Annotated in this window: 11 protein-coding genes; 3 read left to right on the top strand and 8 right to left on the bottom strand. The window is 58.4% G+C overall.

The annotated features are described in order from the left end of the window. Window positions 1-27: 27 nt before the first annotated feature. The 8 genes from BFP70_RS19470 to BFP70_RS19435 all read right to left on the bottom strand — a co-directional run bounded on the left by BFP70_RS19470 (window position 28) and on the right by BFP70_RS19435 (window position 22,237). Complete coding sequence (locus BFP70_RS19470) at window positions 28-11,826, bottom strand: autotransporter-associated beta strand repeat-containing protein (RefSeq protein ID WP_066013681.1); 11,799 nt, start codon at window positions 11,824-11,826, stop codon at window positions 28-30. A 402-nt stretch (window positions 11,827-12,228) separates the two neighbouring features. Further along, entirely contained in the window at window positions 12,229-13,074 is an 846-nt protein-coding gene (locus BFP70_RS19465) for a creatininase family protein (RefSeq protein ID WP_255356792.1), read from the bottom strand. Between the two features lie 18 nt (window positions 13,075-13,092). Continuing rightward, on the bottom strand, window positions 13,093-14,067 hold the full coding sequence (locus BFP70_RS19460) for an ABC transporter ATP-binding protein (RefSeq protein ID WP_066013679.1): 975 nt from the start codon (window positions 14,065-14,067) through the stop codon (window positions 13,093-13,095). Beyond that, window positions 14,052-15,947: a dipeptide/oligopeptide/nickel ABC transporter permease/ATP-binding protein gene (locus BFP70_RS19455; protein WP_066013677.1), complete on the bottom strand. Its 1,896-nt coding sequence runs from the start codon at window positions 15,945-15,947 to the stop codon at window positions 14,052-14,054. The genes BFP70_RS19460 and BFP70_RS19455 overlap by 16 nt, the downstream gene beginning before the upstream one ends. Continuing rightward, window positions 15,944-16,900 carry an ABC transporter permease gene (locus BFP70_RS19450; RefSeq protein WP_066013675.1) on the bottom strand — a complete coding sequence of 319 codons (957 nt, stop codon included), beginning with the start codon at window positions 16,898-16,900 and terminating at the stop codon, window positions 15,944-15,946. Before BFP70_RS19450 ends, BFP70_RS19455 begins: the two co-directional genes overlap by 4 nt. Window positions 16,901-16,903: 3 nt before the next feature. Continuing rightward, window positions 16,904-18,433, bottom strand: coding sequence for an ABC transporter substrate-binding protein (locus BFP70_RS19445; protein WP_066013673.1), 1,530 nt, complete (start codon window positions 18,431-18,433; stop codon window positions 16,904-16,906). Between the two features lie 91 nt (window positions 18,434-18,524). Further along, entirely contained in the window at window positions 18,525-20,171 is a 1,647-nt protein-coding gene (locus tag BFP70_RS19440; RefSeq protein WP_066013671.1) for a hydantoinase B/oxoprolinase family protein, read from the bottom strand. Further along, the gene (locus BFP70_RS19435; RefSeq protein WP_066013669.1) at window positions 20,168-22,237 is read right to left on the bottom strand and encodes a hydantoinase/oxoprolinase family protein; all 2,070 of its coding nucleotides are present in this window, start codon (window positions 22,235-22,237) and stop codon (window positions 20,168-20,170) included. Before BFP70_RS19435 ends, BFP70_RS19440 begins: the two co-directional genes overlap by 4 nt. 257 nt (window positions 22,238-22,494) lie before the next feature. Between BFP70_RS19435 and BFP70_RS19430 the strand changes: the two genes are divergently transcribed. From BFP70_RS19430 to BFP70_RS19420, 3 genes are all read left to right on the top strand, one after another. Further along, window positions 22,495-23,157, top strand: a complete 663-nt coding sequence (locus tag BFP70_RS19430) for a GntR family transcriptional regulator (protein WP_066013667.1) — start codon at window positions 22,495-22,497, stop codon at window positions 23,155-23,157. Between the two features lie 234 nt (window positions 23,158-23,391). Further along, the gene (locus BFP70_RS19425) at window positions 23,392-24,120 is read left to right on the top strand and encodes a GntR family transcriptional regulator (protein WP_218059699.1); all 729 of its coding nucleotides are present in this window, start codon (window positions 23,392-23,394) and stop codon (window positions 24,118-24,120) included. A 1-nt stretch (window position 24,121) separates the two neighbouring features. Then, window positions 24,122-24,910, top strand: coding sequence for a transporter substrate-binding domain-containing protein (locus BFP70_RS19420; protein ID WP_066013663.1), 789 nt, complete (start codon window positions 24,122-24,124; stop codon window positions 24,908-24,910). The last annotated feature ends 66 nt before the right edge of the window (window positions 24,911-24,976 follow it).

Below are 24,976 nucleotides of genomic sequence, written 5' to 3'. Positions count from 1 at the left end.
CTGCCCCAAGGTCAGGCGAAAATAGGCTTAGAATTGCAACCGCATTTGTGCCGTGATGCCCCAGCCATCCAACGTGTCGCTAAAGCGCCCATCCACCCGCACCGAAGCATCAAGCTGGCGCGCCGGCAGGGCTGTGCCACTGTCCAAAAGCTTGGTGTAATTGATCCCGAAGCTTAGTTCCCCATATGTGCCAAGGTTCGAACTTTCGGACAATAACGCCTGTGAGGCAGGGCGCCCGTTGGCATCCAGCGTCTCATAATACCGCGATACCGCCGGATCTGCGAAATCATGATACACGGTGGCCGTACCAAAGTAATTCACCGCCGATGTGCCCGATGGAAGCACCTTACTTTTAGCAATGGTCAAAGAGGCAAAGCCGATCTGGCTATGCACATCATCAATCACCATCAGACCATCATCATCCGGGTCATTGGGGTCATTTTCAAATTTCAAATCATCGGTTGAGGTTTTTGAAATTGAAAAGCCAAGCGACGGCACCAGGGAAATTCCCTGCGCAGATGACAAGGCAAACGCATATCCCATCGAGCCCGACACTGTGGCGCCTTTGGATTTATAGGTCTGATCGGACACGCCCAGACGTTCACCGCCCGGTGTGACCACATTCTGCAAATCGAATGTAGTCTGTTCAAATCGCATCTGAATATCGGCAAAGAAACGATCCTTTGCCGCACCCAGATACAAACCGCCATAGGCCTGAGTGAAATCGGTTTTGTTGAAACTGGTGACATCGGCCATATTGACCGTCCCGGTGGAGCTGTCAAAGCGGTACACCGCCTGATCTGTGCGCCCCATATTCAGCCCGGCAATCCCGCCCAGACTCAGATCCCAGCCATTATAATGCCCACCAAAGCAGGAATGATCGAACCCGGCCTGCAGCCCTGCGTAGCTTGCATCGATGGCGCTTTCAAACTCACCCAATGCTGTTTGGGTGGTGCCAGAGGCCGTGGCCTGCCCGCCCGTGCCGCGCGCCCAACCGCCAATGCCGCATGGATCATCTTCTGCGGCTGCCAAGCCCGACACGAAGGGGCTGGACGGACGGTTGACCACCGAGCCGATCAAGGATTGCGTCAGCGCCAGACCTGACGCCAAGCCACCGACAGCCGGGTTGGCACCGGAGTTCAACTGCCATGCCGATGTCTCGTCATTATTGGTCAACTGATACAGGATTGCGCCACCGCTGGGCAGACCCTCAATGGTTGGGGTCAGGCTGCTGGTGGTGCCATAGTCGATCAGGTTATAACCTTGCGACAATTGTCCGTATTCGTCATCGCCCAGATTGTTCAACACAATGGTTGGGCTGCCGCTGACAGCCCCAGCAATGGTGATCGTATCGGCTGCGCTGGCGGTGCCGGACAGATCAACATCGTAATATAGCGTACCGTTCAAAACAGCGTCACCCGAAACGGTGATGGAATCGTCGCCCGCACCATCCGCCATGTCGATGACGGCGCCTGCGGCGTTGGTCAACGCACCACCGGCCTGCACCGCACCATCCACAACCAAGATGCTGGCATTGCGCAGCGCCCCGGTGACAGAGCCACCATCGGACACGCCCAGAACAGTGTTATTGATCACATTGCCTGCCAAAATACCGCTTGCACCCACCTGCAACCGCGCGTCGGTCACCGTATCACTGCCATCACCCGTGGCGCTGTCTACGGTGGCGTCATTGGTCAGCAAACCGAATGCCAGCGTGTCATTGACAAACATATCGCCAAGGTTTGTGATCGTGCCGCTGACGCTTGCAATGCCATCGATCGTCACGCGACCCGAGTTGGTCAGATCACCATCAACCGCACCCGCCAAGCCCAGCGTTCCAAGGTTTTGCACATCCCCGCTGACCGTACCTGCAACTTGTGTCTGCGCAGTGGCCGCCGCCATCAGATCGCCCGCCAATGCCCTGCCTGTGGCCAGTGTGAACAGGCCGGTTGTTGTTACATCCCCGGTGAGGCTGCCTGAAACGGTCATCGTGCCCGCATTGGACACATCCCCGGTCAGCGCGCCGGCGATCACGGATTGCGCATCGGCGGCGTTTTGCAGATCCATCGACAACATACCTGCCGTGCCAATGGTCATGGTGCCGGCATTGCTCAGGACAGTATTTGACCCGGTCAACGTGCCGCCGGTGATCGCCAAAGTGGTGGCGTTTTCAACCGTACCGCCATCGGCCACAGTGACTGTTCCCGATTGCACCGTCGCGGTCACATCGGAGCCCTGCACCAGCCCGGCCAATGCCGTATCCCCTACAAAGGTCAATGTGGCGCTGTCGCGGTTGGTCACGTCTGCGCCAATTGTTCCTGACACTGTCGCGGTGCCAGTGGCGCTATTGGTAAGCGCGCCGGTGATCGTCCCGGACACGACATTCAAGCTGCCTGTATTGTCCACGGTCTGCGCGCGCCCGGCCAGCGTAAGATCGCCGGCATTGCTTAGATTTTGGGCTGTAGACCCCGCCTCAAGCACGACACTGGCTGCATTGGTTAGATCTGCGACGGTCCCCGCCACGGTCAGTGTGCCGGCGGTGACATCGGTTGTGCCCGCCACTGTGGCTGCGGATTGAACGGTCACTGTCGCGCCATCGACCTGCAGATCGCCCGCGATCGCTCCGCCCGACAAGACGGTGCCGCCATTGGCCAGGACATCGCCAGTCACAGTGCCCGTCAGGGTCGCAACGCCGTTTGTGTTGGTCAGGCTGGCAACTGTGCCTGCACTGTTCAGGCTGCCGGCATTGGTGACGGCCTGCGCGCTGGCACTGGCACCAATAGTCACGGCCCCGGTTGTGCCGATGGTGACAGATTGTGCGCTTCCAGCATTTAGCGTCGCGCGCCCGCCATCAGATACGGACAGATCCGCGACGGACCCGGCGCTGATCATTGTGCCGCCTGTGACCTGCGTAAGCCCTGCAAGCTGCCCCGTGGTGGACACGGTCACATCACCGCCTGAAATCACCGTGCTGCCTGACACGGTTCCGTTCAGCGCCAGTGTCCCCGCCGTCTGCATCACCGTTCCGATTTGCGTGTCCACATCCGCAATCACCGCTGCGCGGTTGGTCAGGTTGTTCACCGTCGTGCGGCTTAGATCAGCGGTGCCATCTGTCACTGTCAATATGTTCAAGCTGCTATCGACCGTGGTCAATGTGCCAGAGCTGGACAGGCTATCTGTCACGGCTCCGCCCGTCATCATCATCACACCCGAAGATTGCGCCGCGGCAATCGCACCGCCTTGCACCGTGGTTGTGCCTGCGGTCACTATCTGCGCGGCTGTGCCATTTGTGACCGTCAACGCCGCGCCATCCGCCACCGTCACCACACCCGCCAATGTGCCAGAGCTGGTCAGTGTCGCTCCCGCGCCCAGTTCGACAGTATCGCTGATCGTCCCGCTATTGGTCATAGTGGCTGCGCCAAAGGCAGAAACTGCGCCGGACACTGTTCCGGTGTTGGTAAGCTGGCCCCCTGTCAGGGTCGCGCCGTCGGTGATCATATTGCTATTGGTAAAATCGCCTGCAGAAACGGTCAGCTGCCCAACTGTGCCGGCATTGGTCGCACCGTCGCCGCTGCTGATAACGGCCTGGGCGGTGCCGCCTGCGCGAAGGGTCAAATCGCCCGCGCTGGTGATCGTTGCAGCGGTGCCTGCATGGTTCAGACTGCCATCCGCGCCCACGGTCACATCCCCTGTGGTCCCGCTGGCAAGGGTGACGAAACTGCCGCCTGCGACCGTGATATCGCCGCTGATGGTGCCTGCGTTTGTCACCGTAGCACCCGTGTCTGTCTGCAATCCGGCCAGCGCCAATGTTGCGCCCGCGCCGATGGTGATATCCCCGGCCGACGTCAGCTGCACTGCCGCACCGTCAAATGTATCGCCTGCACCGATGGCAATCTGCCCCCCGGCAAGGTTGTTGATCCCATCAGACACGCCATTGCCCAGAACCACCGTGCTGCCTGTGCCGGCCGACTGGATCACGCCAGCATTGTTCAGCACATTGCCCGTATCGTTGTTATCGGCCTCTAGTGTGCCGCCGCCAAGGAAGGAGATCACGCCGGTCGACAGGTTCTCAATATTGCCCGCATCAGTCACCGTGCCGCCATCGGCCACAAGGATCACACCGGAATTGTTCAGTGTGTTGCCCGTGCCGATCAGGCTGGCATCGCCGCCCACAGAAATCTGCGCCCCGGCGGCATTATTGATCGTCTGCGCGGCAAGCGTGCCACCTGTTTCAATGGTGGTCTGTCCAGCATTGCTATACACGCCAACATCATTCAGCGCGACACCTTCCAGCACAGTGAACAGACTGCCATTCGTGATATTGTTGCTAGCCGCAGACAGGGTATTTGCGACCTCGGTCACGGAGCCCGCTTCGGTAATGATCGCGCCGGTCAAATCTGCGATTAACGAGATCGTGCCACCGCTCACAATATCGCCGTACAATGTTGTGCCCGTAATCGTGCCGCTTTCATCCACGACAATCGTGTCGGCAGTGATCGTCAACAGATTACCTGTGCCCCCGATGACCGTGCCCGTATTGGTGAACCTTCCGTCAGAGATATCAATCGTCAACGCCGTGTCGCTGGTATTTTCCAACGTTCCCGCATTGATCAGATCTCCCGACAGGTGCGTCGATGCCGACACATCTATCTGACCGCCTGTCGCAACTGTCACCGTTTCAAAAGAGCCTCCTGCGGCCTCTAGCACAGCACCTGCGCCAACGGTGGTCGTGCCATAGATCGCGCCGGTGGCGATATTCGTGACCCGCGTGCCATTGCTCAGCGTCACAGCACCGGTAAGTGCCCCGCTGTTGCTAAGCGTGGCGCTGCCGCTTAAATCGGTGGAACCCGCGATACTGCCTGCGTTGAGAATTGCACCGTCTGTGACGGTGACATCGCCCACGATCTGTGCACCCACCGTATTGGTCAGCGTGCTGTCATCGGCCAGCACCACGTCACCTTGCACGGTGCCGGCTGCATTGGTCAATGTCGCGGCACCCGTCAGCGCCACATCGCCCGCGATCGTGCCGGAATTGGTCATATCGCCAGCGGAATCGATATCCGCATTGACCGTACCAGATGTCGTCAGAGTCGCATTTTCGGCATTCACCAACGTCGTGCCCAAGGTGATTGTGCCGGCGTTGTCGATCACCCCATTGGCTGCGTTTTCCAATGTGGCGACTGCAAGCGTGGCACCGTTGTGCACGGCAATCTGTGCCTTGGCAGTTGCAGTGCCGCTATTGCGCACCGACGTTGTAGCGCCTGACAATGTGCTACCTGTGCCGATGGTCAATGTGCCGCCTGCGGTGTTGTTCAGATCCGTGTCGCCAAACAAGGACACAGTCTGTGCGCCATCAATATCGACTGTCCCGTTATTGGACAGCGCGGTCGCCGATATCGTGCCAGCGCCAGTAAAGCTAAGCGTGCCGCTGTTGGTGATCGTGGTATTGGCGGACAGGGTTGCGGCGTCACCGACCGTGATATCACCCGCCGAAGCGATGGTCTGCGCCGCGACCGAAGCCCCCGCGCCCAGCACCATCTGCGATCCGCTTGTTGTGCCAAGGCTTTGTGCGGATAGGGCAGCGCCGGCCCCCAATTGCACCGTGCCGCTGTTGGTGAACGCGGCAATATCGGTAAGCTGCGTCACATCTTGCAGCGCGACAGCCGCGCGGTTGTCGATATCATAGCCCGCGCCAGAGATATCATTGATCACTGTCGCACTGCCGCCCGACACGATCCGCAGATCGCCTTCCCAATCCTTATCCAACGTCAGATCTGTCGCGGTTTCGACGGAGCCAATCAGGCGCACATTCGCGCCGTCTGCGATGCTGGACCCTGCCGCCAACACGATGGTGTCCGCCGCGATCACCAAGGAATTACCGCCAGAGGCTGCGATCACCCCAGCATTGGTGAAGGTTTGCGCAACCGTTACCTGCATGTCGCTTGCGCCGCTGGTGATCGTGCCGCCATTCGTCAAATCACCATCAACCGTGGTGTCTGCAAGGATGGTCAATGCGCCACCTGCCAGCATGATATCGCTGAAATCAGTCCCTGCGGCCGTAACCACAGCGCCGCTATTGATTGTGGTTTGCCCTGTAACACGCCCGGCCTGCGCCATCACTGTGCTGGTGCCAGACAGGGTCAACGTGCCGTTCAACGCCCCGCCGCCAAGGGTCAGCGCGCTGGCATCTGCCGTCACCGCCCCGGCGACTGTGCCCGTCTGCGTCATCGTGGCCGAAGTCAGGCCAAGCGTGTCTTGCATGGTGCCAGAGTTGGTCACTGTCCCCCCTGACACAGTCACTGCCCCACTGACCGTGCCTTGGGCGTCAAATGTGCCGCCCGATACCGCCAAAGTCCCAATCGTGCCTGCGGCAACCCCCACCCCAGCAGAGCTGACAACGCTGTCTGCAACAGAACCGGCCAAAAGCCGCAATGTGCCCGAATTGGTGATTGCGCCGATTGTCGTGCCAATCGTGGCGCTGCCCCCGGTCACGGCCAGTGCCCCGCCAAGCTGCGCACCGCTTGCCACAGTCAATGCAGCAGTGTCGGCCACGGTGATCGCACCCACCACCTGTGCGGCGCCGGCGATCTGCACCAAGGACGTGCCCGACATCGCCACATCGCCAAGCAGCTGCCCATCATCGACAGACAGCGTGCTGGCATCGGACAATGTTACGGCACCTGACACAGTTCCCGTTGACACCACCGACGCGGTGCCAGAGGCCACCAATGTGCCATCAATTTGGCCCGCATGGGTTAATGTGCCAGCCAAAATGGCAGTGTCACCCGCGCTGGCCGATGTGGTCAAACCCACTGTTCCAGAGCTGTTCAATCCGGCAATATCGCCCGAAATCTGCGCGGTGATGCCTGCGCCAATTGTCGTCAAGGCTTGCACTGAACTGCCTTGCGCCACGGCCAGGGTGCCTGTGCCAGTGATGGCAACTGCCCCCTGCACCTGTGCCCCGTCAGACAGCGTCAGACTGGCCTGCTGCGATAGGGTAACATCAGATCCAAACACACCAGGCCCGGTGACAGAGCTGTCACCCGACGCCAAAACCTGCCCATCAATCACCGCATAATTGGTCAGGCTGACCGTGTCCGAAATTTGCAGATCTTGCGCAAAACGGGCGGTATCTGCAGCGGGGCTGCCATTGGTGATAACCGTGCTGCCAGAGGCCGATGCGGCGCCATTTACCGTGCCGAAATTGGTGAAATTGCCGCTTCCGGTCAGGGTCACAATGCCAGCGACTGTGCCAGAATTACTGATATTCGTCGTATCCGATATCAGGGTGCCTGTGACCGTTCCCTCATTTGAAATAAGGCCGCCTGTGGCATTTAACGTGCCGATTGTGCCAGTATTTGTGAAACTGCCAGCGGTATTGCGAAGCTGTGCGACCGTTCCCGCGTTGGAAGATCCTGTCCCGGCATTCGTCACCGATACTGCGGATGTGCTATCCACTGCATCTAGGGTCACAACACCATCGGTGCCAACCACAATGGACCCAAAGCGCAAATTTGCGCTGTCCAACACCAGCGCCCCATCGGTAACCTGCGTTTCCGAGTTGCTGAAATCGGCGCGTCCGGTCAGGGTCACGCTGTCGTTGGTGTCGATGATCAATTGCGTTGTGTCACGCAAGATATCCCCTGCAAAGAGGGTAGTGCCTGCCAAGGTCAACGTACCAAGGGCCTGCGAATTGGTCAGCGTTCCCGCGCCGGTCAAATCGGTCAAAGTGACCGCCTGACCGTTGATATCCAATGTCGCAGCATCGGCCAGCACGACCGAGCCCGCGTTATGAAGCAAGCCGTTCGCAGCCACGGCAGATCCCAATTGCACCGTGCCGCCTGCGATGATCGTACTGGCCACAGCAGAGGTGGCCGCCATGCTGAAATTCGCAACAATCGTGCCAGCCTGGGTGGCCGACCCCAGCTGCAAGCTGCCATTATGGATCAACGCGCCGTCTAAGGTCAGCGTCGTATTCACATCCGCCGCAAGTATAGAGCTGGTCGCAATACCGCTTTCAAGTGTGCCGTCAAAAGTTGTATCCTGCGTGACACTAACCTGACCGCCTGCCAGATCAACCTTGCTATTCCCCAATGCGCTGGCCCCATTGGCCAGCAAGGTGCCCTCTTCCACCCGCAGCGTGCCGCCATAGCTTGCAATCTGATCGGTCACGCTCAGCGTGCCAGAGCCAACTTTGCGCAATATGCTGGTATTGGTGCCGGTGATCTGGCCGCTAAAGCTGTAATCCCCGGCATCGCCTAGGGTCAGCGTATATCCCGCCAAATCCACCGCACCGGCACCCGATAGTCCCGCCACCTGTGACGATGTCGACAGGCTTAATGTGCCAACCGCGCTGCCAGAATTGGCCAGTGTGACCACGGTTGCGGACAGATCCGCACCGGCCAGATCCAACTCGGCCCCGGCCTCCACCTGCGCCAACGCAGAGCCAAGCGCGCCTGTCAGCCGCAATGTACCGTCCGTCACGGTGGTGACGCCGCTATACAGCGCATCCCCTGAAATGGTGACGGAACCAAGCCCTTGTTTGACCAAGCCGCCGATCCCGGTCAGGTCGCCGGACAATTCGGTATTCGCATCACTGGCCAGCGTCAGGGTGTCATTCAATGTCACAAGGCTGTCGCTGGATGCCGTCAGGCTGCCGATGGTCTCGGCGCCATTCACCGTCAATGCGGCACCAATACCGTTGAGCCGAACATCGGCGGTTGATGCCAGCGATGACCCGTCCACGATCAATGTTGCGGCACCCACGTTGATCGCGGTGCTGGCCAGAGATCCGGTCACATCCAAGCTGCCGTCTGAAACCGTAACTGCCCCGGTAAAGCTGTTCGCGCCTGATAAGATCACCACACCAGCGCCGCGTTTGACCAAGGGGCCGGTGCCCGCGATGACGCCAGCAAATGTTTGGTCTGGCGCAGCAGCCGCGCTGTTATCTGCCACATTCAGCGTCAATTGCGCGGCGCCTGTCATCACCTGCGCACCGCTTGCAGCGCTGACCAACCCAGTAAGGCTGTTATCCCCGGACAGCTGCAAGACAGAGCTGTCGGTGTTCAGCGCAACACGTGCATTAAGCACCGTGTCGGCAGCAAGAACCACGGTTGCAGCGTCAATGTCCAACGTGGCGGCCGCCAGCGTGTTGGACACAGAGAGCGTGCCATTTTCCACCGCGATATCGCCGATAAAGCCGCTTCCATCCGCGCTTAGGCTCAGCTGACCGATACCCTGTTTGACCAATGTCCCCGCCCCGGCCAATGTCCCGGCAATGGTGGTATCGGCATCCGTGGTCACGGTCAGTGTGTCGCTAAGCGTCACCGTGTCGCTGGCCTGTGCGGTCACGCTGTTCAGCACCTGCGCACCATTCACCGTAAACGCACCGCCCAGCCCGGTCAGCGCAACATCGGCCGTGGCCTGTAACGCTGCCGCATCGATTGACAAACTACCCGCCTGCACCGTGATCACGTCAGAGCTGATGGTACCTGTGATATTCAATTGCCCGGCGGCCAGCCGCGTTTCACCGCTATAGCTGTAATCTTGAGCCAATATGGTCGTCTGTGCCGCGTGATCGATCACCAGCGCCAATGACCCGGCCCCATCAGACAGATCACCGCCGAATGTGCTTGCGCTGCCGGTCAAGATAAGGCTGGCAGTCGCGCCATTCGTGGTGATGACGCCCTGCCCGACCAGCCCCGCGACGGTGGTATCCGTGCCATTCAGATCCAGCGCGGCACCCGACGACATCGTCAATATATCGCCCGCAAATAGGGTCGTGCCGACCAGGCTATCGGCCACTTGCACCGTCCCCGCCGCGATGCCCACGGGCATGACGGATGATACCGAAGACATCGGCCCCAGCACAATCGTGCCCTCTTGGCCCAACGCGCCAAAGGTCAGTGCCTCATTGCTGTCGCCCTGCGCCGTCAGTGTGCCTGTGACCGTGGCGACAACACCATTCGCCGCAGCAATCGTGCCGTTTTCAACGATGATATTCGTGTCAAGCGTATCTGCGACTGAAAACAGAACGGTTGCGCCCCCGTCCAATGTCAACTGCGACCCGGAGGCCATCGCCCCGGCCGCACCCAAATTCGCGCTGCCGCCCATCATTGCAAGACCACCAGCGCCTAGCGCGCCAGAGGCCGTGATCTCCAACGTGGCATCAGTCACCAGTGTGCCGCCCGAATACCCATTGGCGGTTTCCAGCGTCGCTGTGGTATTTGCGATGGACAGCCCACCGGTGCCCGATATTGCCGCGCCAAGTTGACTGTCTGTGGTATCAAGAACGCCACTGCCATCAATCACCAGATCGCCGTTCACAACCATCGCGCCGCCGGTTGTCGTCAGCTCTGAAATCGTTTCAGCACCGAATGTCAGATCCCCTTGTGATGTGATCCGCGCGGCAGATGATAACGTGCCCCCCCCGGTCGACGCAGTCGACATGGCCGCGCCAGAGGCGACGGACAGTGCCGTCGCACCAAGCTGGGTCGATCCATCCAGCGTCAATGTGCCACCCGCAACCGTGACACCGCCGGTAAAGCCCGACACATCAAGACTGCTGGCGGAGCCGCCATCTGACAACACCAGATCACCGGTGCCTGTAATGGTGCCTGCCATTGTGAAACTGTCATCCAGGGTCAAGGATCCATCCACCGCAAGCCCTGCATCGGCGTCCAGCGTCACATCATCAATGGTTTCAGTCCCAAGGATCGTGGCCTGACCAAAGGCTTGCAATGTCAGTACAGTCGCCGCCGATAAACTGCCCCCCGCGGCCGAGGTCGTCAGGCTGGACACCGTATCGCTGTCTACGCCCGTCACCGTCGCACTCAGCAAGCCATTGGCCACTGCGCTATCGTCAAATGTCACAGTCGCGCCGCCAGTCACATCCAAGGTGGTGCTGCCATATATCGCGCTATCGGCAAATGTCAGCGATGTGGTATCGCCATCTACCGTCACAGTCCCTGCGAATTGCCCGGTCGTGATGCCCGCCGCGCCGGTGATCGTCGTAGCCCCTGCGGTGGCGACCACAGGATCTGTCACCGTCAAAATGGCCTGCGTGAGATCAACCGTGCCGCCCAACAGATCCAATGACGCGACGGTTTGATCTGCGGCTACCGTGAATGTGCCGTCGCGCAGCTCAACCGCCGCGCCACTGTTCAGCGCCCCATTGGTGGAAAAGGCCGCTTGCGTTCCTGTCGTCTCGATCACCAGTGTTGACAAGTTGGCGAGTGCGCCACCCGTTCCCAGCGCGAACGTCCCATCATTGACCGTCAGCAACTGATCAAAAGCCGCCGCTTGGGTCAATGTCAGCGTCGCCGCACCGGTTTTTGTCACAGAAAATGCATCCGTCGCGGCATCCGGGCCGGTATCGGCAAAACCACCAGATAAAACCGTGTCGCTTTGGATGTCCAAGACCAGATCGGCGTCAAGTTCCAGATCAATATCAAATGTCGTATCCTGGGCCGTGCCAACACCCGCCTCGACAATAATGTATCCTGCGTCATCCGCCGTATTAGGGATCGCATCTGCATCCGTCCCCGCCAAGGCCAATGTACCGTTGCTGAACTGATACCCTGACCCTGTCAGCCCTTCACCCGTAACACGAACGATCGCGGCAGATTGCGCACCATTCAGATCAATATCACTTAGGATATGATTGCCAAAGATTGCGGTGTCGCCGCCACCGGGCGTTCCATCCAGGCCCAAATTCCACGCAGAGGCATCCGCCCAGGTGCTTGGAAGAAGTCCGTTCCAGAAATAGTCATCAGCGTGGCCGAGCCGCGAACTGGAGACCACAGCAACAAGCGCCGTGCTTCCCATCAAAGTCAGTTGAAACGTTTTCTTAACACCATGCTTCTTGGAATTTACAGTCAACGCACCAAAACCTTTGGATAAAAAATCATTTCAAAATCTGGCCGGCGGAAAAAACACCGCTCAATATCTGTCCCACATACAAACAATCATTAACCTTTAGTCAACCGTTTGTGAGAATTGCGACGGAAATATTCTGTCGCAATCAGAGCACCAATGCGGGGCCTTTTATTGGCTTTGACGCGCGGGTTTGATCTGTAAATCAGGCTGCTTTGGGTCATGGGCTGACAGGTGCGGCGTCATCATCCCGGCGGATCAATCTGTGGTGAAAATACACCATGGCGGTTTGTGCTGTAAGTGATGTGATCAGCGCAGTGTGCAGGGGCAGCGCACCGCCCCTGTCGTTTCGTATTATTCCGCGAAACCTTTGGCGACATGGTCGCGGATCAGCCCGGCACCGATCGCCACAAGACGCTGTGTCAGTGCCTTGCCGGTTTCGGCGCAAGACAGTTTGGGATCGCCACCCCAAACACCATGTGGCGCTGTCTCGATCGCCTCAATCGGAATCTGGATGCGTGCGCCATCATATTTCACTGCGGCAAACCCTGCGACATCCAGCCCTTTGAACATGCGCCCTTTCGGTGCGGGCTGCATCAGATCAGGCCGCAGAATTTCCGGATAATAATGCAACCCGACCGAGGTCAAAGGATCGCCACCATGGCCCGATGATTGTGCTGCCTGCTCAGGTCCAAGTATCTCTTTAAGCAGTTCATAGCCCACCTGCCACAGATAGATGGAGGGGATAATCATATCCGCTTTTTGACGCCAGCGCAGGGCGACTTCTGTAATTGCGGGGACATTGCCACCATGGCCATTGACGAACATAATCTTGGTCAGCCCATGGCGATGCAATTGCCCGATCATATCGTCCAATAGCGCGACCAATGTCGTGGTTCGGATCGACATCCCGCCAAGCGAGCTTTCAAAATAGTCCTTTCCGCCGAACGGGATCACGGGCGCCACAAAGGTGGCCACCCCCATGTCCCGCGCCGCCTGCGCCATATCCAAGGCCACACGCTCAGCGGCCAGATAATCGCCCATTGGTGCATGGGTGCCCTGATCTTCCAGCGACCCCATTGGCAGCAATATCACGGCATCGTTTGTCAAATATTGCCGCGCCTCTTCTGAGGTAAGTTCGGCCATTTTGAGCTTATCGGTCATTGTCTTCTCCAAATCGGTCTTGAATGGGGCGGTCATGGCGTAGCGCAAGAAGCGTCACGCGGCAGTGCCAGCTTTTAAACAGGCCGTGCGGCGGGACGGGTCTGTGCGTGTAAGAACCGGGATTTTCTGCGCGCAAATTTGTGTGGCAATCGGACATCGGGTTCGGAATGCACAGCCCGATGGTGGGTTCAGCGGGCTGGGAAGATCCCCTGAAAGGGCTTTGACGCCGGCGCCACGGGGGCGTTTCAGCGAGGGCGTCGCACCCAGCAGCGCTTGCGTATAAGGATGTTGGGGTGCGCGGAAAATCTCGTCGGCGGGGCCGTCCTCGACGACGCGGCCCAGATACATCACAATCAGCCGAGAACACAAATGGCGCACCACATGCAGGTCATGGCTAATGAATAACATTGCCAGATCCAGCTCATGGCGCAAATCCGCCAGAAGGTTGACTATCTGCGCCTGAATAGAGACATCAAGCGCAGAGACCGGTTCATCCGCCACAATAAATTCAGGTCGGGGTGCCAAGGCACGCGCTACGGCGATACGCTGCCGCTGCCCGCCGGAGAATTCATGGGGGCGGCGGGTGCTGGCAGATCGGTCCAGACCAACCAGATCAAGCAGCCGGTCCACCTCCGGTGCGATCTGGGACTTTGCGACAATGGCGTGATTGTGCAATCCATCAGCGATCTGCGCCCCGACCGAGCGGCGCGGGTCCAAGCTGCCGAACGGATCTTGGAAGATCAGCTGCATGCGTTTGGTTAAACGGCGCTGATCAGCACCGTTGATTTCATTCAGGTTGTGGCCTTCAAACAGCACCCGCCCGCGTGATGCACGGTCCAACCCCATCATGATCCGACCCAAGGTGGATTTGCCACAACCGGATTCGCCCACAACACCCAGGGTCTCGCCTCGGGCAATTTTCAAGTTCACGCCGTCAAGCGCCCACACGTTTCGGGTTTTGCCCATCAAACCTTGGCGAATTGGGTAATTGCGCGCCAGATCCTGAACTTCGATCAAGGGCTCGGACATAGGATTTCCTTCCAGCGGAGGCAGCGGCTGGTGCGACCAACCGCGACAGGTTGCAGCAGCTGCGTGGCGTTACATCCGGGTTGCGCATAGGTGCAGCGCGGTGCGAAGCGACAGCCTTCGGGCATATTTGCCGGCTGGGGAACCGTGCCCGGGATGGACTCCAGCCGCGCGGCGTCGCTTTCGGGGACGGATGCCAGAAGCGCCTTCGTATATGGGTGTGCGGGATGGGCAAAAACCTGTTCCACCGTGCCCTGTTCCACCACTTCGCCCGCATACATGACACAAACCCGGTCCGCGATTTCATGCACCACTGCCAGATTGTGCGTGACAAATATCACGCCCATTTCGGGGTTTTCTGCCTTCAGATCGGCCAATAGCGTAAGGATTTGTGCCTGAATTGTCGGGTCCAATGCTGTCGTCGGTTCGTCTGCGATCAGCAAGCGGGGCTTATTGGCGACGGCCATGGCGATCATCGCACGCTGACGTTGCCCGCCCGACAATTCAAACGGATAGGCACGCGCCCGCCGCGCCGGATCTGGAATCCCAACCTTGCGCAGCAAATCGGTGACCTGCGCGGTTATCTGCGCCGCTGACAGGTCTGATCGATGCGATGTGATAATTTCTGCCAATTGATCGCCCACCCGATGCACAGGGCTTAGCGCGGCAGAGGCATCTTGAAACACCATCGAAATCTCATGCCCGCGCAAGGAGCGCAGCGCATCTTCGTCCAAAGCGGTCAGATCAACAACCGCACCGGCGCGGGTGCGCAATTTGGCACTGCCCCCGGCAGTATAAAGCGCATTGGGCAAAAGGCCCGTCATAGCCAATCCCGTCAGAGTTTTGCCTGAACCGGATTCGCCAACCAGCGCCAATGTCTCCCCCGGGGCCACTTGAAGCGAAATATTGCGCGTCAACACGCGCGGATGTGTCGGATGGGCAAGCGCCACGGACAGCCCCTCTACCTGAAGCAGGGCTGGCCCCGCTTGCGGGTCTGTCGTTGGGGCTTCTGTTGGGATGTCAATTTCGGGGCCGCGATTGCGCAGGCCGCGCAACCATGCCGCCCCACCCACCGCAGCGCTGCGTGGGTTCAACACATCTTGCAGCTTGTCACAGATGATATTGAGCAGCAAAACCGTACCCGCCAGCGCAAGCGACGGCCACAACAGCAGCAATGGCGCCGCATCCAACGCGCCGCGCGCCGCACGGATCATCAAGCCCCAGCTGGGTGCAGGCGGTACAACCCCCAGCCCCAGAAAGGACAGGCCGGATTCCAGCAAGATCGCTGCGGCAACCGTCAACGAGAACTGAACCAGAAGCGGTGGCACGATATTGGGCAATATAGTCCGTGCCAGAATGGTCGCTGGATGGGTGCCCATCGCGCGCTGCGCCGTGACAAAATCCAACGACGCGGTTTGCAAGGTGGCCGCATAAACCACGCGGGTATAATTGGGCACATATAGAATAGTGATTGCCAAGATCAGTGTACCAACCCCTGCGCCCAGGATTGTGATCACCAGCAACGCCAATAGCAGCGGCGGAAGGAACAGGATGATTTCGGTGGCGCGAACGGTGAAAATCTCTGCAATACCGCGGAAGTAACCACCGATCAGCCCCAAGATGGTGCCGATGATGGCAGCCGCAAACGCCGACCCAAAGGCAACAGCAAGCGACGCACGCGCGCCCCAAATAATCCGGGATAGCACATCCCGGCCATAGTGATCCAACCCCAGCCAATGCGCGGCAGACGGCCCCGCGAACCGGTGCGGAATATCCATCGCCCGCACATCGCCCAAGGGCAACAAGGGCGCGGCCAGAACAATGAGGACCAGTAGGGCGGCAAGCCCAAGCCAAAAATACAGCTGTGTTTTAGAATGTCTCATCTGGTCAATTTCACCCGCGGGTCGAGCACCGCATAAGCGATGTCCACCAAAAGATTGAGAAGAACGAAAATGATCGAGATTAGCAGGACAATCCCCACAACTTCGGGGTAGTCGCGTGCCTCTACGGCCCGCACAAGATACCCTGAAAGTCCGGGCCAGTTGAAAACATATTCGATCAGAACTGTGGACCCCAGCAGATTGCCCATTTGCAGCCCGATAACCGTCACCACAGGGACCATCGCATTGCGCACGACATGACGCGACAGGATCTGCATGCGTGGCACGCCCTTGGCCCGGGCGGTGCGAACATAGTCACGTTCCAGAACCTCCAAAACCGAAGCGCGTGTCATTCGCACAATCACCGCCCAAAGAGACAAGGCAATCGTACCCGCAGGCAACAGCAGCAAGGCAACATGGCGCAGCGGGTCTTCGGCAAGCGGCACATAGCCACCCGCCGAAATCCAGCCCAACTTTTGTGCAAAAATCAAAATCGCTGCCGTCCCCACCACAAACACCGGTGTCGACAGGGACAATGATGCCCCGATCGAGACCACGCGATCAGCCAGCCCCCCGTCGCGCATCGCGGCAAGCGTGCCCAGGGGAATGCCCAGCAAGCTGGCGATAAATGTGGCGGCCAAGATCAGCTCCAGCGTACGCGGCAAACGCAGCAAAAGCTCGGGTGCGATGGGGGTGCCATCGCGCAGCGATGCGCCAAAATCACCCTGCACCACCCCCAGAAGATAGGCGCCGTATTGTGTCATGATCGGCTGATCCAGCCCCATCTGCCGGCGCAGCTCGGCCACCGCAGATGGGTCAGGCGCACTGTCGCCCGATGATAACAGCATCGTCGCGGGATCGCCGGGCACCAAATGCAGCACCAAGAACACCAACGTTGACACAAGCCAGACCAAGACCACCGCAATTCCGATACGTTTGGCGATATATCTGAGCATGGATCAACCGATATCCGTCTCTTCCAACGTGATGCCGGAATAAAACGTCAACTGCCCCGGCAGATTGGAATAGCCTGTGACAGAGGTTTTCATCGCAAAGCCCTGGGCGCGCGAACATAGAAACACAACCGGAGATTCCTCGATGCAGACCTTTTCCATCTCGTGGTAGATCGCTTTGCGCTCCGCCTGATCAAAGCTCTGGCGCCCCTTGTGCAATGCCTCGGTGATTTTGGGCGTTTCGATCCCGAACGAGCGGACATAGGCGGGTGCCAACGCCCCATCAATGACATTGGTATATCCATCAGGATCATTGCTATCCGCAGTGGTGCCCATGACGGCAATATCATATTCGCCCGCGTTGCCCTTCTGCACGCGGGTGGACCAATCAGGCAGATCCAATGTCACGTTCACCCCGATCATCGACAAATAGGCCTGGGCGACCTCGGCTGTGGATTGGTGCATGCCATATTGCGCGGTCGATAGCATGGTGCATGAAAACCCATCAGGGTATCCCGCCTCAGCCAGAAGCGCCTTGGCTTTTTCTGGGTCGTAGGCCCAGCCATCTACCAGATCTTCGTTATAAAACGGGCTGGACGGGTCAAAAGGCATGTGATCAAGCGGCGCACCATGCCCGTAAAACGCGGCGGCGACGACATCGTCTTTCTTGATGGCATGCCCGATGGCCCGGCGCACCAGTGGATTGTTAAACGGCGCTTTGGTCCCGTTGAAAACCATGTACATGAACGGGCCGGGCACCAGATCCAGTTTAATACCCGCGTCTGCTTCCAATCGGTCCATCGCGGGCCAGGGCACATATTCGATCAGATCGACATCTCCTGCCTCTAATGCCGCAACGCGCAGATTTTCATCAGAATAGACAATGGCCTCAATCCGGTCCAACGCGGGCTCACCCTCTTTGTAATAATCGGGGTTGGCCTCCATAATAATTTTCACTCCGCGTTCTTGGCTGACAAATTTGAACGGGCCGGCACCATTGGTCGATGTGGTTTCCGAGCCTTCCTTCAAGATCGGCATCGCGTAATGGCCAAACCATCCCGGCAATGTCGCCGCAGGTTCCGCTGTGGTCAAAATCACCGTTTTCTCATCAGGTGTGTCGATATGGGTAATCGCGGCCATCTGGGCCTTACGATATGCGGTTGAGTTATCAGCACCAGTCTGCTCGATAGTCCATTTGACATCGGCGGCCGTCACAGGCGTGCCATCATGCCATGTCGCGTCGCGCAGTTTAAAAGTCCATTTCCCGTCATCATCGACCTCCCAGCTTTCGGCCAATTCACCGCGCAGCTTGCCTTCCGGGTCATAGCTGACCAAGCCACGATGGATCATCAATTTGATCGCACCTGCCGCTGCCCCCGTTGACGCCCACATTTCAAAGCTGGGCGGAAAGGCCGATAAACCATAGCGCAGAACCTTCGTACCCTGTGCCAATCCCAATTGGGGGTGCAGGGCAGTTGCGGATGCCGCGGCAACTGAGGTTGCGATAAAGCCACGGCGGGTCAGAAAATGGGTCATGAACGTCTCCTGTCGGGAATATGGTTTTGGTCAGCTGAGTAGGTATATTTGTTCCATTCGCCGCACTTGTGACCGCGGCGTTGTATTGGGATTACATCGCAGCGCAGGTGATCTGGTCGCGCGCATCATCAGCAATCGTTTGGGGCGCACGGTTGGCAGGATCGCCATATCCGCCGCCGCCCGGCGAGATGATCTCAAACCATTGGCCGGCCTTTAGAACGCCGTCGCCCATGTCAAACGGAGCGACCCCGGGTCCAGGCACAATCCGGCTTGTGCCGCCACGACCACCGCCCATCAGACCCCAGCTGCCCTGCTGCAACCGAGTGATATCAATCCGAATGCGGCAATCTTCTGTGGCACGATAGACCCGCCGCAACCCCATGCCGCCACGGTAAGTCCCCGCCCCGGCAGAGCCATCGACCAGCTCATATTTCATCAAGATCAGTGGGTATTCCACCTCCAGGGCCTCAATCGGCAGGTTCGATGTATTCGTGGCATGAACATGGATCCCGTCCAAACCATCGGCATTGGGTCGCGCACCGCCCCCCCCTCCGATCGTTTCCAAATAGACCCACAGCGTATCTTTTTGCGGCCCGGCTTCACGAGTGCCCGCGAAAACCGCCACGGTGCAGGCCGAGTTTGTGCAGGCCGAGACCCGTTCTGGCACCGCTTGTGCCATCGCGCCCAAAATCAGATCCGACACCCGCTGGCAGGTTTGCACCCGCCCATTCACCGCCGCTGGATGCGCACAATTCACCACGGAACCTTTGGGCGCCTTGACCGTAATCGGACGCGCCAACCCCGCATTGGGCAAGATGGTCGGATCAACAACCGATTTCACGATATAATAGGTCGTGGCCAAAAGCGCGGTATAGGTCATGTTGATCCCGGCCCGAACCTGCGGTGGCGCATCGAATTGCAAGGTGATCTCATCACCCGAGATGGTGATATCCACGGCTAGAGGCAGCGCCTCGGGCCAGTCCAGATTGTCAAAAATATCTTCAAATCGATAGGTGCCATCAGGCAGTGCGGCCAGCCCGGCGCGCATTTTGCGCTCTGCGTAATCCAACAAGGCATCGCCCGCAGCCAGAACCGTTTGCGTGCCGTGACGCGCACATAGATCGGTAAAGCGGCGCACGCCCACCCGATTGGCCGCCATTTGCGCCCGCAAGTCAGACAGCCGCTCGCGTGGGACCTGACAGTTGAGCAAAATCAGATCCAGCACATCCTTGTTCACAACGCTTTCGCGATACAGTCGGATCGGCGGGATGCGCAGCCCCTCTTGATAGATATGGGCATGCGCGCGGTCTGCAAAATCCGAATGATGGGCCAGGTTGACGGTCCAAGCGACCAATGACGCATCGATAAAGATCGGCTCTGCCAAGACGATATCAGGCAGATGGGTGCCCCCACCTGCATAGGCATCATTGCCGATAAAGACATCACCTGCACGGATATCTTCCAACACATGTTCGGCCAAAATCTTTGGCACAAATTCAATAAACGATCCCAGATGAATTGGAATATGTTCCGCCTGACACAATGTCCGACCCTCGCGGTCAAACAGCGCGGTGGAGCAATCTCTGCGCTCTTTGATATTGGTGGAATAGGACGCCCGAACCAAAGCCTCGCCGGTTTCATCCACAATAGAAGCCAAAGCAGAGCCGATGACCTCAATCGTGATGGGATCTAGCGAAACAGGGCGCGGGGCAAGGGGGCTGCGATCATGCTGTGTCATGCGATCTCCATGATCAGGTTTTCAAAACGGTCGACGGTGGCTGTCCAACCGGGCGGCACAAGCGTGGTGGTATCCATCTGCTCAATCACCGCTGGGCCGGGAAGGATCATGCCGGGTGTCATCATGTCGCGGCTGTAGATCAGGCTTGGAGTAAAATTTTCGGTCTCTGGGAACCATACATCGCGCTGGCCGATTTTTGCTGGCTGCGGGTCTGGTCCGGCCATTGGCCTTTCCGGCAGGTCGGCTTTATCAACAAGACCGATGGCCTCGGCCCGGAAGGTTACGGCATTGATCTTCTCGCCTTCGGCAATAAAACCATACATCCGGCTATGCTCTGCCTCGAACCGGGTGATTGTGTCCGCGACAACCGCCGCTGTCAGCGCCACCGTATGGACCGGTATGCTGAGCTCATAGTTTTGGCCTTCATAGCGAATGTCGATCGACAAAATCACACGCTGTGCGTCCTGTGCGATCCCTTCACCATCAAACCACGCATTGGCCTGTGTCGCGACCGCTTGCAAGCTGTGGCTAAGATCATCGACGTGATCGGCGGTGATCGGCGTCAACCGCGTGACCGAAAAATTCGCCCGCAAATCTGTTAACAGCAGCCCCATCGCGCATAGCGTGCCAGGGTTGCGCGGGATAAACACTTTGCCGATATCCAGTTCTTGCGCTAGCCGTACGGCATGCAGCGGCCCTGCCCCGCCAAATGCCATCAGCGCATAATTTCGTGGATCATGCCCACGCTGCACCGAAATCACACGTATTGCCCGTGCCATATTCGCGGTCACCACCGAGATAATCCCCTGCGCGGTTTCCATCACGCCCAGCCCCAAACGATCAGCCATGACCTGCATTGCGCGGACCGCAAGGTCGCGGTGGATCTGCAAACGTCCCCCAAGAATATGGGTCGGGTTCAGCACCTGAAGGACGATATTGGCATCTGTGACCGTGGGTTCGTGATTGCCCCGCCCATAGCACACTGGCCCCGGATCCGCACCGGCAGAGCGTGGACCAACCTTCAAAAAACCCCCGGTATCGATATGCGCGATAGAGCCACCACCGGCCCCAACCGTGTGAATATCCAGCATCGGCGCTTTGATCGGGTAGCCGTGGACAACCGCCTCGTTAGCCTGGGTCGTATGCCCCCCGCGCATCAAAGCCACATCAGATGATGTCCCGCCCATATCGAAAGTGATAATATCCCGATAGCCCGCTTGCAGGCCGATCACCTCGGCGGCGACAACCCCGGTGGACGGCCCTGACAGGACCGAACGTACGGGCGTGCGCGCAGCGGCGTCGAAACTGACCACCCCACCATTGGACTGCGTCAGATGCGGTGCCGAAACCAAGCCCAGATCATTGAACCGCTGCGACAGCCGTTTTATATAGCGGTGCATGATCGGCCCAAGATAGCTGTTTACCGTGGCCGTAGACAGGCGCTCAAACTCGCGGAATTCGGGTGCAATTTCATGGCTGGTGCAGATGAATACATCGGGCAGCTCGTGTGCGACGATTTCGGCGGCGCGGGCCTCATGCGCTGGGTTAACGAAGGCATAAAGAAAGCAAATCGCCACCGCCTCTACCTGCAGTTTGGCCATGGATTTGGCCGCCGCACGCACCGCCGCCTCATCCAGCGCGATGTCTACCGTGCCATCGTGCAGCAGCCGTTCGGCGACTTCAAAACGTAGGTGTCGTGGTACAAGCGTCCGGGGCTTTTGCGCGAACATGTCATACAAGCTAGGCCGTTTTTGGCGTCCGATTTCCAACAGGTCGCGAAAGCCCTGCGTCGTGATCAAACCCAGCTTTGCGCCACGATGTTCAATCAGCGCATTGGTCGCAACTGTCGTGCCATGACCAAGATACGCGACATCGGTCAAGGGAGCGTCAGCTGATACAGCCGTATATGCCTTCAGCCCCTCTTCCACACCCTGCGCAATGCCACGCGACGGGTCATCGGGTGTCGAAGACACTTTCCAAACCTTCACCTGACGTGCCGTCTCATCAAACATGCAGACATCCGTGAAGGTTCCGCCACTGTCCACGCCGACACGCCACTTGCCCATTATATTTGCCTTTCAATTTCTTGCGGCGCGAGTGCCCCTTTGTGTATACATGAAAAATACATGAAGGGCTGATCCCAAAGAAGAAACTGCCCGAACGCTCGTTTTTTTGTGGAAGGCACGAATTTTAAGCGAAGTTTCTGATGAAAAGATCATTTCTAAGCAAAACAACTTGCACACATGCGGACTGCAGCAACATAAACGGCGCCCAGCGGCGTGGAGGTGCGTTTGGTGAAAGACGCTTGGAGAGGGACATAATAATGGCCAGCAAAACGCAACCAGAAAAGAAATCTGCCCGGCTTCGGGCTTATGACCGCATTCGCGGGGGGATCTTAACTGGTGAATTTCCCGCGGGCAGCTTTATCGAAGAAGAACAAATGTGCGCCCTGGCAGCGGTATCGCGCACCCCCGTGCGTGAGGCTTTGACACGTTTGGCTGCCGAAGGCTTTGTCGATCAAATGCCGCGCCGTGGCACGATGGTCCGACATGTGACAGCCACAGAATTGCTGGAACTATATGAATTGCGCCGTGTCATCGAAGGCCATGCCGCACGCCGGGTTTGCACCGAGGGCCTGCAGGTGCCGCGGAAAATGCACGATATGATTGACCGGATGGAACGGTTAGACGAAACCAATGAAGCCGAGCGTGGCGAACATGTCGACCTGAACCGTGAATTTCACCATGCTTTGGTGGAATGTGCCGGAAATCATTCAATGACGCGGGTGTTTGAGGGGCTGCATGATAGTGTAACGCGGGTCGCGCGCACGGCTATTGCCCTGGATGTTGCACGCCGCGTTACCATTGATCAAGAACATCGCGCCCTTCTGACCGCTCTTGAAAATCGTGATGCCGATGCGGCTGTGGCCCTGTTGGAGCGTCACTTGACCCCGGTGCCCGAGCTGATGACGCGCCTGCCGCGTTGATTGACCTGTGGCCTTTGCCCATGGCCGGCCTGAAACAGGCGATACCTTAGCGTATGTTGCCGCCAAGATCTTATCGCAGCGCAGGAATGCATCATCTTTGATAAAATAAGACTAAATTTTGCGCGACGAACGAATTTAGCGCGCTGCAGGCACTGATCGCAGCATGCAAGCTTGTGATGCCCCACGCTGGGCGACATGCCTTGCATACAAGTTATGTCGCCCAGAAAGCTGACGATGCAAGATCCTATCGAGAAGACATTGCTGGCGGCAATCACCGAAGGCCGCCTGACGCCGGGCAGCCGCTTGTCGGAAAATGAGCTTGCCAAAGCATTCGCCGTATCGCGCACCAAAGTACGAGAAGCGCTGACACGTCTGCAAAGCCGTCATGTTGTCTCTGTACAGCCCCGTCGCGGCTGGTTTGTAAATATCCCCGACGCAGCCGAAGCTGCCGAAGTCTTTGCCGCCCGCCGTTCGGTCGAATATGGATTTTTGGCGACCGCTGCGCCGTTTGGCTCTACGGAAGTCAACGCATTAGCCGCCCACATGGCCGAAGAACGCCGCGCTATCGCGCAAGAAGATCGCGCCATGCTGACCTGCCTGATGGGCGATTTTCATGTCCGCATTGTCGAACAATCGGGTAATCGCCCGTTGATTGAGGTGATGCGTAATCTGACGGCGCGCACCATTTTGATCAGCTTGCGCTATCAGTCCAACCGCAATGCGTTGGCCTCCCATGAAGATCACTGTGCGATTTTCGATGCGATTGCTGCAGGCGACATGACCACCGCTGCCGCGTTGTCACGCGATCATTTGGACGATGTGGAATCCGGCCTGCGGATCGACATCGGTCCATCGTCGCTGGACACGCTGCGCCATACCCTCCGGCTTGATCAGGTGCCGACCGGAGCGGACCGCGAAGGCACCCTTTCCAACGACACCATCCTTCACGACAGGGACATCTGACATGTTTTCAAAACGTAGCTTCCTTTCGGCGCTGGCCGCCGCTTTTACCCTTGCGGCGACGGCTCCCGCCATTCAGGCAAACGCGCTTGAGGATATCTCAGCCGCGGGCAAAATCCGTGTCGCAGTGCCGCAAGATTTCCCGCCGTTTGGCTCGGTCGGGGCGGATATGGCGCCGCAAGGGTATGACATCGACATGGCGGCATTGATTGCGGATAAGCTGGGCGTTGATCTGGAATTGGTTCCTGTCACCTCGGCCAACCGTATCCCATACTTGCAAACAAAAAAGGTTGATCTGGTGATTTCATCGATGGGCAAAAATGCCGAGCGCGACGCCGTCATCGATTTCTCAGAGCCCTATGCACCCTTCTATAATGGTGTTTTCGCGCCGGCTGATGTGGAAATCACTGAAGCGTCCGACCTGTCGGGCAAGATCATCGGCGTCACCCGCGGCTCCATCGAGGATCTGGAACTGACCGAAGTTGCGCCGCAAGATGCCACATTAAAGCGCTATGAAGACAATAACGGCACAATTTCCGCCTTCCTGTCTGGTCAGGTCGAAGCCATCGCCACCGGCAATGTCGTGGCTGCCGCGTTGATCGAACGCAATCCGCCGAAACTGCCCGAGATGAAATTCCTGATCAAGAATTCACCCTGCTATATCGGGTTTAACGAGAACCAGCCCGAGCTGATGGCCAAGCTAAACAGCATCATCGAGACCGCAAAAGCCGATGGCGACCTGGACGCGATCAGCCAAAAATGGCTGGGCATGCCCCTGCCTGCCGATCTGTAATCCTATGGGGGTGGCCCAGTGACGGCCGCCCCCCCTTCCACGCCATCCTCGCCCTTTGGAAAGGAC

Origin of the sequence: Thioclava sp. SK-1, assembly GCF_001705665.1 — a bacterium.
Lineage (GTDB): Bacteria > Pseudomonadota > Alphaproteobacteria > Rhodobacterales > Rhodobacteraceae > Thioclava.
Note: the sequence above shows the minus strand (reverse complement) of the source record. Positions and strands in the feature narration are given on the sequence as shown.